The organism is Cryobacterium sp. TMT2-14 (assembly GCF_004402465.1).
Taxonomy (GTDB): Bacteria; Actinomycetota; Actinomycetes; order Actinomycetales; family Microbacteriaceae; genus Cryobacterium; species Cryobacterium sandaracinum.
Genome location: NZ_SOFV01000010.1, coordinates 67,353 through 82,085, shown reverse-complemented (window position 1 = coordinate 82,085; position 14,733 = coordinate 67,353). Strand labels below are relative to the sequence as shown.

The window sequence follows — 14,733 nt, the reverse complement described above, 5'->3', positions numbered from 1 at the left end:
AAACAACTCGAGGGCCTTGAGGCGACGCTGCAGCATCCACTCAGGCTCGCCCTTGAGATTGGAGATATCGGTCACCACCTCCGGCGAAATCCCGCGGCGGGCGGAGGCACCAGCAGCATCGGAGTCGGACCACCCGAACTCGTAGACACCGAGCCCCGCAAGTTCGGGGCGGTCAAGAAGGACGTCAGACATATTTACCTCTTCTGCCACCCCGGCAACCCGGATATTAGTCCGGTCATCCCGAGCCGGACTCCGTGAGGAGACCGGCTGAGAACGAGTTGTGAGGACGGCTCAGGTGCGCACCGCTGAGAGATCAAAGACAATCAGGGCCACGCCGTGCTGCGTCGCGGTCATCTGGACCGCGCGCATAAAAAAAACGGGAACACTTCACCCTAGGCTTCAGGGTTTCATCTGGCTACACTTCGGCTCGTTTTGGCGGGTCACCGGCAGGTCGTCGAGGGGTCGTCGGGGAGGCGCGGGCACGCAACGGATGCCGGCGGCAGTCTCCGGGGTTCGCAGAACGGCCGCGGGAGCTTAGAGTGTCTGAATACTCGCGCAGGCGAAACGCTCAAGCGGAGCGGTCCCGACGCGTCCATGCAGCGTGAAGTCCGAGGAGTCTCATGACCGACACCATTGCCCCCATCGCACCGGCCCACGGCGTCGGCCTGACTGACGCTGCCGCGCTGAAGGTGCGCAGCCTGCTTAGCCAGGAGGGTCGCGAAGACCTGAACCTGCGCGTAGCCGTGCAGCCCGGAGGCTGCTCCGGCCTGATCTACCAGCTCTACTTCGACGAGCGCATTCTCGAGGGCGACGTCGTCGTGGACTTCGACGGCGTCGGGGTCGTGCTCGACAAGATGAGTGTGCCGTACCTCGAGGGTGCTTCGATCGACTTCGAGGACACCATCGCGAAGCAGGGCTTCACGATCGACAACCCGAACGCCGGCAGCAGCTGCGCCTGCGGCGACTCCTTCAGCTAGAGTCGCCGCCGCCGTGCTTGGCCTTCCGGCGCCGGTCGCGGAGGCTGGCGCACGGGAGAACCTGCGCCCACTTTCCGAGCTGCGCCGCGGCCGTCAGCGCTGGGGCTGCCCCGATGTCAGCGGGCGCCGACGACCATCCACTTCGCCGCCCGGGCGCGCAGCCCGAGCGTCACCCCGCGTGCGCCGAGGTAGCCGAACGCGAACGCCGCCATCAGCCAGGCCAGTCCCGCTGGTCCCGACGGCGCCAGCAGCAGCACCGCGACGGCCAGCGGCACGAACGCGGCCAGGTTCACCAATCCGGTCAGGGCCAGGTAGCGCGCGTCGCCGGCACCGATCAGCACTCCGTCGAGCACAAAGACCACCCCGCCGAGCGGAACGGATAGCCCGAGCACGATCAGGGCCGCCGGCAGCAGGTCGCTGACCTCGGTCGCGTTCGTGAACAGTCGGCCGAGCACGCCGCTCGCGGCGATCACCAGCAGCCCGAGCGCGGACCCGCTGAGCACGCCCCATTCGAGGCAGCGCCTGAGCACCGCGCGCACCTCGGCCAGGTTGCCGGCGCCGAGGCCCCGGCCCACCAGCGCCTGTGCCGCGATCGCCAGGGCGTCAAGGGCGAACGCGAGCGTGGCAAACAGGGTCATCGCGATCTGGAAGGCGGCCAGCTCGGGAGAACCGAGGCTCGTGGCCACGAAAACCGCGAGCAACATGGCCGCACGCAGGCTCACCGTGCGCAGGAACAGCCAGCCGCCGGATGCCGCGCCCCGCAACATCCCGACCCGATGCGGGCGCAGCGGCGCACTCTCGCGGCGGGCGTGGCGGCCGACGACGGCAAGATAGACCGCGACCATCGCCCACTGTGCCACGACTGTGCCGAGGGCGGATCCGACGATGCCGAGTCCCAGGCCGTAGATGAACACCGCATTCAGCAGGATGTTGACCGAGAACCCGATCCCGGCCACCCACAGCGGGGTGCGGGTGTCCTGCAGCCCGCGGAGCAGCCCGGTCGCCGCGAAGACGAGCAGCATGGCAGGCAGTCCGAACATCGATGGGCCCAAGTAGCTGACGGACGCGGCGGTGACGGCGGGCTCGGCGCCGAACGCGCCGACGAGCAGGGGGGTGGCGAACCAGCCCGCAATCGCGAGCAGCACACCGAGGCCGAGGGCCAGCCAGAGTCCGTCGATGCCGACGGCGACCGCACGGCGGCGGTCACCGGCCCCCAGCCAGCGGGCCACCGCGGGCGTGGTGCTGTAGGCCAGGAAGACCATCAGGCCGATGATCGTTTGCAGCACGGCGCCGGCCAGGCCGAGTCCGGCCAGCGGAACGGCGCCGAGGTGCCCGACCATGGCGGAGTCGGCGAGCAGGAAGAGCGGTTCGGCGATGAGCGCGCCGACGGCGGGGATGGCGAGGCGCAGGATCTCGCGGTCGATGGGCTGCGGGCGGAGCACGGTGATGGTGATGCCAAAACTCTAGTTCAGCCCCTCCGCACCCGGTGTCCGCTTCCGGTGGTCGAGCCTGTCGAGACCCGGCGAGCCAATCTCCGCGCTGCCAGACAAGACTTCGAAACTAGTGCAATAAAGAGTCCATAGTAAGTGACAGACTATCAACTACCTGTACGACATCAGGTATCCTCGTACCATGACGAACCTCGCGGATGACCTCAGTCGGGCGGCCGATGCCGTCGCCCTGCTGGGCTCCTCGATCAGGCCGGCATCGCCGCCCGGGAGAAGCAGGCCCACGACGACCGCTACCTGAAGGTCTACCGGCTGAGCAACGGCAACGTGCGCCTGAACGGGCTCTTCGCCCCCGAAGACGGCGAGTTCGTGATCTCCACCTTCGACTCCATCACCAGCCTCCGCCGCGGCGGAGTGCGCTTCGTCGACCCGGAACGCGCCGCCTGGGCCCAAAAAATGCAGGACGACCCGCGCAGCACCGAGCAGATCAACGCGGACTCCCTCGTGCAGCTGCTCACAATCGCCGGCGAAGCCGACCCCGGCCCGGTCTTCGGCGGATGCCGCCCGGCGGTGCGCGTGATCGTGACCGAGAAAGTCCTCACAGCCGAACCCGCCGCGCCGGGTGCCGCCGAACCCGCCGCTCACGGGCAGATCGAAGGCAACCCGGTCCCCATCTCGCAGGAAACCATCGACCGGGTGCTCTGCGACACCGGCACCCGCGGCATCAAGTTCGACGACATCGGCCAAATCATCAACGTCGGCCGTGACGAACGACTCTTCACCGAGAAACAACGCGCCGCGATGGGAGTGCGCGACGGCGGATGCCGGTGGGTCGACTGCGACCGATCACCGTCCTGGACCGAAGCCCACCACATCAACGACTGGCTCACCGACAGCGGAGACACCAACCTCGCCGACGGAGTGCTGCTCTGCCACCCGCACCGGAACGCAATACTGGCTCCGGCCACCGGTGGAGAACGATCCGGAGCAGACACTGATCGCGCTGCCGAGCAAGGCGGTGGGGCTGTAGCTCCGGGTCTCGGCGCGCTCGACCAGCGGGCCGGGAGGTCCACCGCCATCCGTGTGCACACCCGATAGGTCTCTACCAGCTCGGCCACTGTCACAGCGAATAGGGTGGAGGCATGACTGACCAGGGGACCGCATCCGGAATCGACCGCGACGAACTTGACCTCGAGGTGCGTCCGCAGGACGACCTCTTCCGCCATGTGAACGGCAAGTGGATCGCCCGCAGCGAGATCCCGGCCGACAAGGCCCGCTGGGGCTCGTTCTACCTGCTCGCCGAGGAATCGGAGAAGGCCGTCCGGGAAATCATCCTCGAAGCCCAGACCGCCGCCCCCGGCACCGAGGAGCGCAAATTCGGCGACCTCTATGCCAGCTTCCTGGACGAGGACCGCGTCGAAGAGCTCGGAGCGACCCCGCTCGCGGCCGATCTCGCCATCGTCGACGCCGTCACCTCCATCCCCGAGCTGCTCGGCACCCTCGGCCGCCTCGAGCGCGCGGGCGTGCCCGGCGCCTTCGGTCTCTTCGTCGACAACGATCCGGGGGACCCCGAGCGCTACCTCGTCTTCGTCGAGCAGGGCGGGCTCGGCCTCCCCGACGAGTCCTACTACCGCGACGAGAAGTTCGCCGCGATCCGGGAGTCCTACCAGGCGTTCCTGACCCGGATGTTCGGCCTCGTCGGCACCCCGGATGCCGCCGGTCGCGCCGAGCGCGTGTTCCTTCTCGAAACCGAGCTCGCCACTCACCACTGGGACAAGGTGCGCTCGCGCGACAGCGAGAAGACCTACAACCTCAAGACCTGGGGTCAGGTCACCGCGTTGGCCGCCGGCGCCGACCTGCACCTTTGGCTTGACGGGCTTGACGGCCCGGCCGGTGCTCTCGACGAGGTTGTCGTGCGCCAGCCCAGCTTCGTGACCGGTCTGGCGGAGATGCTCACCGAGGACCAGCTCGAGGGCTGGAAGGACTGGCTACGGTGGCAGATCATCCGTTCCAGCGCCGCGTTCCTGTCGAGCGATTTCGTCGAGTCCAGCTTTGACTTCTACGGTCGCACCCTGACCGGCACTCCCCAGTTGCGCGAGCGCTGGAAGCGTGGCGTCTCGCTCGTCGAGGGGGCGCTCGGCGAGGCCGTCGGGCGCATCTACGTCGAGCGGCACTTCAAGCCCAGCGCGAAGGCGAGCATGGACATACTCGTGGCCAACCTGGTCGAGGCCTACCGCCGGAGCATCACCGAACTCGACTGGATGACCGCGGAGACGCGCGCCCGTGCGCTCGACAAGCTCGAGAAGTTCACCCCCAAGATCGGCTACCCGGTCAAGTGGCGGGACTACTCGACCCTTTCGGTCGACCCGGCCGACCTGATCAAGAACGTGCGCGCCACGAGCGAGTTCGAGTTTCAGCGGGAATTGGGCAAGATCGGCAACCCGCTCGACCGCGACGAGTGGTTCATGACCCCGCAGACGATCAACGCGTACTACAACCCGGGCTTCAACGAGATCGTCTTCCCGGCCGCCATCCTGCAGCCGCCGTTCTTCGACGATGCCCGCGATTCCGCCTCCAACTACGGCGCGATCGGCGCCGTCATCGGGCACGAGATCGGCCACGGCTTCGACGACCAGGGCTCGAAATACGACGGCACCGGGCTACTCACCGATTGGTGGACCGAAGATGACCGCACGGCCTTCGAAGAGCGCACCGGCTCCCTGATCGAGCAGTTCAACGCGCTCGCCCCGCATCAGGTTCCCGACCACCACGTGAACGGCGCACTCACCATCGGCGAGAATATCGGCGACCTCGGCGGGCTCTCCATCGCTTGGAAGGCCTACCTGATCTCGCTGGACGGCCAGGCGCCGCCCGTGATCGACGGACTCACCGGCACCCAGCGCTTCTTCCTCTCCTGGGCACAGGCCTGGCAGCTCAAGATGCGTGACGAGGAGGCCGTCCGCCTGCTCTCGATCGACCCGCACTCGCCCAACGAATTCCGCTGCAACCAGATCGTGCGCAACATCGACGAGTTCTATACGGCGTTCGGCGTCACCCCGGACGACGCTCTCTGGCTGGACCCGGAAAAGCGCGTTACGATCTGGTGACCTCAGCGCGACCGTAAGCCCGTGTCACCGGGGTCGAGCAGCCCGAATCTACGTAAGGACCTGCCCACTGTGGCCATGCCATCCCAGGACTCAGAGCGCCGGTCTCGCCACTCCTCGGCGCGCCGCGGCAGGCACGGCGGCGTGGACGCCACGGCGAACTTCGGCCGCGGGTTCCAGGCGCTCGGTGACCTCGCGGTCGACGGGGTGCAGGTCTCGGCCCGCGCCACCGATTTGGTCACCGGCCGGGTGCTGTTCTCCGTGGACGACCACGTGGTCATGCCCACCGCCGGCATCGGCACGGTGCTTCTGCTGATCGAGGTCGCCGCCCGGCTCCGCGACGCCGACTTCGGCGCGTACACGATCCTCGATCGCACCGTGTCCGATTCGGTCGCCGGATCCGGCCTCTGGCAGCACCTGCAGGCTCCCTCGCTGCCGATCGCCGACCTCGCTGCGCTGATCGGTGCCATCAACGACAACCTGGCCACCAATGTGCTGCTCCGCGCAGTCGGCCTGGACGCGGTGCGGTCCCGCGCCGAGCAGCTCGGACTCAGCCGCACCGCCCTGCTCGACCTTGTGCGCGACCGGCGCGGTCCCGATGACGCACCTCAGCTCTCGGTCGGCAGCGCCAAGGAGCTCACCTGGCTGTTCACGGCGCTGGCCCGGGGGGAGGTCGTCGATGCGGAGGCGAGTGAGCGCGTGCTCGGCTGGCTGTCGCTCGGCGCCGACCTGTCCATGGTCGCCAGCGCGTTCGGGCTCGACCCGCTCGCGCATCGGTCCGGAGATCACGGCCTCCTGCTGGTCAACAAGACCGGAACGGATGCCGGCGTGCGCAGTGAGATCGGCATTCTGCGCGGCCCGCGCGCCGGGGTGACCTACATGGTCTCGATGTCCTTCGCGGACACCCGCCTCTCGTCCCGGCTCGCGGTGCACGACGGGATGCGCGCGGTCGGCCTCGACCTGCTGGAATACGTGCACTGACCGGCGCCGCCGGTGAAAACAGGAAAACAGGGCTGCCCCCGCGAAGGAATCCTTCGCGGGGGCAGCCCTGGGCGATGGTGGCGCACCCGCTCAGCAGCACCGACCCTGGGGGTTGATGTCCTGGCGGTCGGTCTGGTCGCGCCAGAATTCGCGTTCCGTCATCATCACTGGTCCGGAGCAGGCGGCGGCATCCGGGTCATGAATCGATTCGTCGTGGGCCTCATGGTGGGCCTTGTACTTGTCGTAGGCGTCTTCACCCATGACCCCCCTCATGAACCAGGCGAAGCTCTTCGCGCCGTGGCGAACACTGGCGAGCAGATTCATCGGCGGGTCGTCCTCCCTGCCTTGTCCAGCTTGGCCTGGGCGATCTGGGTGTCCCAGCGTGCGGCCAGCTTCTTCTCTTCCGGAGTGGCTACGAAGCCGGACGGGGCGAACATCTGCGACGCCACCGCGTCATCCTCGTTGGTGCCGAAGCTGCGGGACTTGTAGGACTTCCAGGTGGCTTGCACGGCGGTGACCATCACGATGATGGCCAGCACGACGAACAGGATCGAAAGGACGCCCTGCACCATCGTGTTGCGCACGACCGCCTCCATCGCCTCGACGGTCTTCGCCGTGCCGAAGCTGGTGAGTCCCTCATCCAGAGCGTTGGAGAACGCTCGATTCTGGGCGAAGTAGCCCACGGCGGGAACGGTCGAGAAGATCTTCAGGAACGACGCGTAGATGGTCACGACGGCGGCGAAGGTCAGCGGCAGCGCCACAACCCAGAGGTACGTGAACAGCCCTCGCTTGGCCACGATCGCCAGGCAGACGGCCAGGGCGATGGCCGCCAGCAGCTGGTTCGCGATTCCGAACAGCGGGAACAGGGTGTTGATGCCACCGAGCGGGTCGGTGACGCCCATCACGAGCACGGCACCCCAGGCGGCGACCATGATCCCGGTCGTGACCCAGGCGCCCGGGCGCCAGGAGGTGTTCTTGAACTTCGGGAAGAAGTTGCCGAGGCTGTCCTGCAACATGAACCGGGCCACGCGGGTTCCGGCATCGACGGCGGTCAGGATGAACAGCGCCTCGAACATGATCGCGAAGTGGTACCAGAACGCCATCATCCCCGAGCCGCCCACAAGCTGGTGCATGATGTTGGCGAGGCCGACCGACAGTGTCGGGGCGCCGCCGGTGCGGGACACGATGGTCTCCTCGCCCACGTTCTTCGCGGTCTCGGTGAGCATCTCGGGGGTCAGGTTGACACCGGTCAGTCCGAGGCTGTTCACGAATGTGACAGCACCCTCAACGGTGCCGCCGGTCAGGGCCGGCGAGGAGTTCATGGCGAAGTAGATGCCGCGGTCGATCGACAGCGCGGCGACGAGCGCCATGATGGCGACGAATGATTCCATCAGCATTCCGCCGTAACCGATGAACCGGGTCTGGCGTTCCTTCTCGATCAGCTTCGGTGTCGTGCCGGAGGCGATCAGGGCGTGAAAGCCGGACAGGGCGCCGCAGGCGATGGTGACGAAGAGGAACGGGAAGAGCGAGCCGCTCACCACGGGGCCGCCGCCGTTCACGAACTCGCTGGCGGCCGGGGCCGAGATCTCGGGGCGGACGATGATGATGGCGATTGCCAGCATCCCGATCGTGCCGATTTTCATGAAGGTGGACAGGTAGTCCCGGGGGGCCAGGAGCAGCCAGACCGGAAGGATGGCGGCCACGAAGCCGTAGACGATGATGCCGATCGCGAGGGGCAGCGGTTCAATGGCGAAGAAGGTCGAGCCCCACTCGGTGTCCGCGATCATGCCACCACCGATGATGGCGGCCAGCAGCAGGATGAAGCCGATGATCGAGACCTCGGTGACCCGGCCCGGGCGGAAGAAGCGCAGGTAGACGCCCATGAACAGGGCGATCGGAATGGTCATCGAGACCGAGAAGACGCCCCAGGGGCTGTCCGCGAGGGCGTTGACGACGACGAGGGCGAGGATGGCCACGATGATGACCATGATCGCCAGAGTCGCGACGAGGGCGGCCGTGCCGCCCACCTTGCCGAGCTCGTCCCGGGCCATCTGACCCAGGGAGCGTCCGCCGCGGCGCATTGAAAAGAACAGCACCATGTAGTCCTGCACCGCGCCGGCAAGCACGACACCGACGATGATCCAGATCGTGCCGGGCAGGTAGCCCATCTGGGCGGCCAGCACGGGGCCGACGAGCGGTCCGGCGCCGGCGATCGCGGCGAAGTGGTGACCGAAGAGAACCCGGCGGTCCGTGGCCGCGAAGTCTTTGCCATCGGCCTTGTACTCGGCCGGCGTCGCGCGCCGGTCATCGGGGTGCAGCAGGTGCTTCTGGATGTAGTTGGAGTAGAAACGGTAACCGATCAGGTACGTGCAGACGGCGGCGAAGACGAACCAGATGGCGTTGACGGTCTCGCCGCGAACGACGGCGAGCATCACCCAGCTCAGCCCGCCGAGCAGCGAGATGCCGCCCCAGATCCCGATCTTCAGGGGGGTCCAGTGGGCTTCCTCGGCGTCGTGGGTGGTCTGGTCGAGAGCAACGGGCAACAGGAGGGGATCCCGGTCCAGCTCCTCACCCCGCTTGGCTGAATCGTGTGGCGTTCGGGGCTTGGTGCCCATGATCTCTCCTTTGAGGTACCCGCAAGGACTGCGGAAATCCTTAGCAAGGCTAACAGCTTGGCGGCACCTTCCGGACGGACGCCTAAAATGGACGGAGCGCCGGGCGGCTTCTGCCTGTCCTGTGTGCTTTCCAGATCCCCCGCCCTCTCGACCATTGGAGCCCCGTGGCCGCCCTCTCCCGCCTCGATTCCGTCATCGCCCTTGCCCGCCACCGCGGGTTCGTGTTCCAGGCCGGTGAAATCTACGGTGGGTCCCGGTCTGCCTGGGACTATGGGCCGCTGGGCGTGGAGCTCAAGGAGAACATCAAGAAGCAGTGGTGGCGCTTCATGGTCACCAGCCGCGACAACGTGGTGGGCCTCGACTCCTCGGTGATCCTTCCCCGCAAGGTGTGGGAGGCATCCGGTCACGTCGAGGTCTTCAGCGACCCGCTGGTCGAGTGCACGAGCTGCCACAAGCGCTTCCGCGCAGACCACCTCGAGGAGGAATTCGAGGAGAAGAAGGGCCGCCCGCCCGAGGGCGGCATCGACGGCATCCCCTGCCCGAACTGCGGAAACCGTCATATTTGGACCGAACCGCGCGCTTTCTCCGGCCTGCTCAAGACCTACCTCGGCCCGGTCGACGACGAGGCCGGCATGCACTACCTGCGCCCCGAGACCGCGCAGGGCATCTTCGTGAACTTCGCCAACGTGCTGCAGGCTGCTCGCATGAAGCCGCCGTTCGGCATCGGCCAGATCGGCAAGAGCTTCCGCAACGAGATCACCCCGGGAAATTTCATCTTCCGTACCCGCGAGTTCGAGCAGATGGAGATGGAATTCTTCGTCGAGCCGGGCACGGATGAGACGTGGCACCAGTACTGGATCGACCAGCGCCTGAAGTGGTATACCGGCCTCGGCATCAACGTCGACAACCTGCGCCTGTTCGAACACCCGGCCGAGAAGCTCTCGCACTATTCCAAGCGCACCGTGGACATCGAGTACCGCTTCGGTTTCAGCGGCAGCGAATTCGGCGAGCTCGAGGGTGTTGCCAACCGAACCGACTTCGACCTCAGGACGCACGCGGAGGCATCCGGCAAGGATCTGTCCTACTTCGACCAGACGAAGAATGAGCGCTGGGTTCCCTACGTGATCGAGCCGGCGGCCGGACTGACCCGCTCTCTGATGGCGTTCCTGGTAGACGCGTACCACGAGGAGGAAGTGCCCAACGCGAAAGGCGGCGTCGACAAGCGCACCGTGCTGAAACTCGACCCGCGCCTGGCGCCGATCAAGGTCGCCGTGCTGCCGTTGTCCCGCAACGAGGCGCTCTCGCCGATGGCCAAGTCCCTCGCGGCGCGGCTGCGCGAGTCCTGGAACGTGGACTTCGACGACGCCGGCGCCATCGGCCGCCGCTACCGCCGCCAGGACGAGATCGGCACCCCGTACTGCGTCACGGTCGACTTCGACTCGCTCGAGGACCAGGCCGTCACCGTGCGTGACCGCGACACCATGGCGCAGGAGCGCGTGCCGCTCGACAAGCTCGACGCCTACCTGGCCGAGCGCCTCCGCGGCGCATAGCCGAGTCCGCCGGCCGCGCGCTTTCGGCTGGGGCCGGGGGTACCGCTGGCGGTACCGGTGGGGTGCTGGGGCCGGGGGATACCGGTGGCGGTGCCGGTGCCGGTGGGGTGCTAACTCAGGAGAAGTCCCGCGGGCGAGCTTCGGCGGTCCCGGAACGGCGGCACCGCGGCGACCGGACACACCGGTTTTCCTGAGTTGGCCCCACAGGTGGAGGGAGACGGATACCTAGCGAGCCGCCGCCGCACGAGTTCAGGGGCGGGCGAGCTCGATCAGGGTAACGCCGCCCGGCGTGGCCGGGTCACTCATGGCGGCGAGGGCGGCGGGCGCCTCGGCCAGGCTGAGGCGGCGGCCGATCAGGTCCTGCGGGCGCAGCCGGCCGGAGGTGACCAGGGCCAGCAGGGCCGGATAGTCGCCCGCGGGCATCCCGTGGCTGCCCATCACGGTCAGTTCGCGGGCGATGACGTCGCCGAGCGGAAGCCGTGGGTCTTCCGCCAGCAATCCGATCTGGACGTGGCGTCCCCGGGTTGCCAGTGAACGGATGGCGATGCCCACCGTGCTCTCCCGGCCGAGCGCCTCGACGCTGACCTGCGCACCCGCACCCGCATCCGTGCCCCTGCCTGTCACCGAGCGGATCCGCGCCACCACCTCATCGTTCGAGAGCCCGGCGGAGTCCACCGTGAAGGTCGCGCCCACTCGCGCGGCCGTCTCACGGGCCGCGGCACTGATGTCCACGGCGATCACGGTCGCACCGAGCGCCGCGCCGATCATGACCGCGGAGAGACCGACGCCGCCGCAGCCGACCACGACGAGGGTCTCGCCCGCCTGCAACCGGGCCTGATGCACGAGTCCGCGATAGGAGGTGGCGAAGCGGCAGCCGAGCAGTGCGGCGGCGCCGGCATCCAGTCCAACGGGAATCGCGATCAGGTTGACGTCGGCGTTGTGCAGGGCCACCCGCTCCGCATAGGAGCCCCAGTGGGTGAAGCCGGGCTGGGTCTGGTTGCGGCAGACCTGGCCGTTGCCGTCCCGGCACTCCGGGCAGTCGCCGCAGGCGCAGACGAACGGCACGGTGACGCGCTGGCCCACGGCGAAGCGGCGCACCTCGGGCCCCACGGCGTCGATCACGCCGACGAGCTCGTGGCCCGGAACGTGCGGCAGGGCGATGCCGGCGTCGTGCCCGAGCCAGCCGTGCCAGTCGCTGCGACAGAGGCCGGTGGCCTCCACTCGCACGACGACCCCGGACGCGGACGGCACCGGGTCAGGAACCTCCCGCAGCTCGGGTACGGCACCGAACGCGTCGAACCAGACGGCTCTCACCCGCGGATCCCGGCCGTGCTGTGCACGCTCGCACCGTGCAGGCTCGCACCGTGTGCGCTCGCACCGTGCGGGGCCAGGCCGCCCACCGTCAGGATGCCACGGGGCCGATATCGGCGACCGTGGCCGCGGTCCCGGCGGCGGGCAGCTCAACCTGGACTCCGAACAGGGCATCGAGTCCGGTCAGGAATGCGGCCTGCTCGCCCGCTCGGGCCAGCTCGCGGGATCGCACCATCGGGGTGTGCAGAAGCACGCCGGCCAAGTGGCGCAGGGCCGCCTCGGTCTGCTCGCTGTTGTCGCCGCGGTTGCGCGCCCGTTCGATCTCACCGTCGAGGAGGTCGAAGACGTAGCTGCGAAGGGCCACGACGGCCGGGGCGAGGCTCTGCTCCTCGGCAACCGCGGAGAACTTGCGGGCGGCGCGGCCCACGAGCAGTCGGGCGTCGCTGGTGGCGTTGAGCTCCTCGAGCGGCGCGTGGATGCGGATGGTCTCGAGGTCGAGCAGCTCGACGCCGGCCAGGTCGGTGACGTCCGGGTCGACGTTGCGCGGCAGACCCAGGTCGATGATGAGCCGGCGCGGGATCTCGGTCGGGGCATCCGTCATCGGGCAGGAGGGCAGTGTGCGCGCTTCGGCGGCCGGGAGCTGCAGGGAGAGTGCGCGGCCCGAGTGGAGCAGGGCCGCGTCGATCACGTGGGTGTCGGCGGTCGTGCAGGTGAGGATCAGGTCGGCCTCGGCGGCTTCGATGGCGAACGCCGACTCGGCGACGGCGGTGATCTGATGCGAGGTGGCGAACTTCTGAGCGCGGCCCGAGGGGGAGTACACCCGCACGTCCTCGGCGCCGAGGTCCCGCAGCGCGGCGAGGGAAGCCCCCGCGTAACGGCCCGTGCCGACCAGGAGCACGCGGGTCTGGGCCCAGTCCGTGATGCGGCTTTCGGCCAGTTCGAGGGCCAGGCGCACGAGTGAACGTCCCGCGGCTCCGATGCCGGTGCGGTTCTTGACGCCCCGCGAGGTCTGCGACGCACGCTGGAAGAGGCGTTCGAGTTCGGGGCTGGTGGTGCGGGAGAGCCGGGCCTGCTCGAGGGAGCGGCGCACCTGGCCGGCGATTTCGCCCTCGCCGACGACCACCGATTCGAGGCCGCTCGTCACGGCGAAGAGGTGCTCGGCGACGCCGCTGCCGTGCACCAGGTCCAGGGTGTTCCGCAGAACGTCGACGGCCACGCCGGTGCTCGCACTGACGCCGTCGATGGCGGCGTGCACGGCCGAAAGTGGGGAGGAGCCGAGCGGTTCGTCGAGGTCGAGGTAGGCCTCGAACCGGTTGCAGGTGGCCACGACCACGGCACCGACCAGGGCCGGGTGCCGCTCGAGAATGCCACCCGCCGTGTCGTTCGCACCGACAGACAATTTCTCCAGCACGTCGAAGCTGGAGTTCTTATGGCTGGCGGACAGGCAGATCAACACCAGACGAGTCTACGACCTGTGGCTGAGGGCCCGAATCGCCCGAGTGTCGGAAGTTTGACAGAATCTAGATAATGAACCTCGACGCGCAACACCCACTCGCAACCGGACTCACGGCCGATTCACGTCTCATCCGCGCCTACCAGGGCACCAGGCCAGACGTCACCCCCGTCTGGTTCATGCGCCAGGCTGGCCGTTCGCTGCCCGAATATCGCTCGCTGCGGGTCGGTACGCGCATGCTCGACGCCTGCCTCGACCCGGAGATGGCGAGCGAAATCACGCTGCAGCCGGTGCGCCGCCACAACGTCGACGCCGGCATCCTCTTCAGCGACATCGTCATTCCGCTCAAGCTCGTGGGCGTCGACGTCGAGATCGTCGCAGGCACCGGCCCCGTCCTCGGCACGGCCGTGCGCACGGCGAAGGATGTCGCGGAGCTCACTGCTCTCGACCCTGCCGTGCTTGAGGGGAACCTCGCCCCGATCACCGCGGCGGTCGCGCGCACAGTCGCCGAGCTCGGCTCGACGCCGCTGATCGGATTCGCCGGGGCCCCGTTCACGCTGGCGGCCTATCTCGTGGAGGGCGGTCCGTCGAAGGACCACATCAACGCTCGCACGCTCATGCATGCGGACCCCGACGCCTGGGCCACCCTGATGGAGTGGACGGCCGAGGTCACCGGACGATTCCTGCGCGCGCAGGTTCTGGCCGGCGCCAGCGCCGCCCAGCTATTCGATTCCTGGGCCGGCGCGCTCTCGCTGGCCGACTACACGCGCTTCGTCGCTCCTGCCTCCACCGCGGCGATCGCCCACGTGCGCGACCTCACCTATGGCGAGGGCGCCGCGGGCACAGATGCCGAGGGCGTCGCATCCGTGCGCCGCAACGTGCCCGTTGTGCACTTCGGAGTGGGCACGGGCGAGCTGCTCAGGGAGATGCACGGGGTGGGCGCCGACGTCGTCGGAGTCGACTACCGGGTGCCGCTCGATGAAGCCAACCGTCGCCTCGGCGGACTGGTCCCGGTGCAGGGCAACGTCGATCCGGCGCTCCTCGCGGCACCGTGGCCGGTGCTCGAAGCGCATGTCCTCGACGTGCTCGAGCGTGGGCGCACGGCACCGTCCCACGTGCTGAACCTGGGCCACGGCGTTCCGCCGATGACCGACCCGAACGTGCTGACTCGCCTGGTGGCCTTCGTGCACGAGGTCACCGCAGTCTCCGCCGGCCCGGCCGCCGCCGTCCCGGAAGCCGCCGTCCCGGAAGCCCCGGCCGCCGCGCCGTCCGCGTCCTGACAATCGCACGCAGG

General features: G+C 68.3%; 11 protein-coding genes and 1 pseudogene. 6 read left to right on the top strand and 6 right to left on the bottom strand.

The genetic code is table 11. From position 1 onward, the window contains the following. A pseudogene (locus E3O28_RS05030) lies at positions 1–192 on the bottom strand (Fe-S cluster assembly protein SufB); the annotation flags it as partial. 428 nt (positions 193–620) lie between these two features. On the opposite strand from E3O28_RS05030, the gene erpA reads away from it, so the two are divergent. Continuing rightward, positions 621–977: an iron-sulfur cluster insertion protein ErpA gene (gene erpA, locus E3O28_RS05025; protein ID WP_104099952.1), complete on the top strand. Its 357-nt coding sequence runs from the start codon at positions 621–623 to the stop codon at positions 975–977. 116 nt (positions 978–1,093) lie between these two features. On the opposite strand, the gene E3O28_RS05020 is transcribed toward erpA, so the two are convergent. Beyond that, positions 1,094–2,425 (bottom strand): MATE family efflux transporter, encoded by a 1,332-nt coding sequence (locus tag E3O28_RS05020; protein WP_241973020.1) that lies wholly within the window; start codon positions 2,423–2,425, stop codon positions 1,094–1,096. Positions 2,426–2,683: 258 nt separating this feature from the next. Here E3O28_RS05020 and E3O28_RS05015 point away from each other — a divergent pair, with 258 nt between their 5' ends. The 3 genes from E3O28_RS05015 (at position 2,684) to E3O28_RS05005 (ending at position 6,510) form a co-directional block, all read left to right on the top strand. Further along, entirely contained in the window at positions 2,684–3,523 is an 840-nt protein-coding gene (locus E3O28_RS05015) for a DUF222 domain-containing protein (RefSeq protein ID WP_134415341.1), read from the top strand. Positions 3,524–3,567: 44 nt separating this feature from the next. Next, positions 3,568–5,532, top strand: coding sequence for a M13-type metalloendopeptidase (locus E3O28_RS05010; RefSeq protein ID WP_104099949.1), 1,965 nt, complete (start codon positions 3,568–3,570; stop codon positions 5,530–5,532). A gap of 75 nt (positions 5,533–5,607) precedes the next feature. After that, positions 5,608–6,510, top strand: a complete 903-nt coding sequence (locus tag E3O28_RS05005) for a serine hydrolase (protein ID WP_166784748.1) — start codon at positions 5,608–5,610, stop codon at positions 6,508–6,510. Between the two features lie 90 nt (positions 6,511–6,600). On the opposite strand, the gene E3O28_RS05000 is transcribed toward E3O28_RS05005, so the two are convergent. Beyond that, positions 6,601–6,834, bottom strand: coding sequence for a YbdD/YjiX family protein (locus E3O28_RS05000; protein WP_104099947.1), 234 nt, complete (start codon positions 6,832–6,834; stop codon positions 6,601–6,603). Continuing rightward, the gene (locus E3O28_RS04995; protein ID WP_104099946.1) at positions 6,831–9,125 is read right to left on the bottom strand and encodes a carbon starvation CstA family protein; all 2,295 of its coding nucleotides are present in this window, start codon (positions 9,123–9,125) and stop codon (positions 6,831–6,833) included. Before E3O28_RS04995 ends, E3O28_RS05000 begins: the two co-directional genes overlap by 4 nt. Before the next feature lie 164 nt (positions 9,126–9,289). On the opposite strand from E3O28_RS04995, the gene E3O28_RS04990 reads away from it, so the two are divergent. Next, positions 9,290–10,675, top strand: coding sequence for a glycine--tRNA ligase (locus E3O28_RS04990; RefSeq protein WP_104099945.1), 1,386 nt, complete (start codon positions 9,290–9,292; stop codon positions 10,673–10,675). 249 nt (positions 10,676–10,924) lie between these two features. Here the strand turns inward: E3O28_RS04990 and E3O28_RS04985 are convergent, their stop codons facing one another. Both E3O28_RS04985 and E3O28_RS04980 read right to left on the bottom strand, forming a co-directional pair. Beyond that, positions 10,925–11,989: an alcohol dehydrogenase catalytic domain-containing protein gene (locus E3O28_RS04985; RefSeq protein WP_134342522.1), complete on the bottom strand. Its 1,065-nt coding sequence runs from the start codon at positions 11,987–11,989 to the stop codon at positions 10,925–10,927. A gap of 88 nt (positions 11,990–12,077) precedes the next feature. Then, entirely contained in the window at positions 12,078–13,442 is a 1,365-nt protein-coding gene (locus E3O28_RS04980; RefSeq protein ID WP_134400980.1) for a glutamyl-tRNA reductase, read from the bottom strand. A 71-nt stretch (positions 13,443–13,513) separates the two neighbouring features. On the opposite strand from E3O28_RS04980, the gene hemE reads away from it, so the two are divergent. Then, on the top strand, positions 13,514–14,719 hold the full coding sequence (gene hemE, locus E3O28_RS04975) for a uroporphyrinogen decarboxylase (protein WP_134415340.1): 1,206 nt from the start codon (positions 13,514–13,516) through the stop codon (positions 14,717–14,719). Positions 14,720–14,733: the final 14 nt, after the last annotated feature.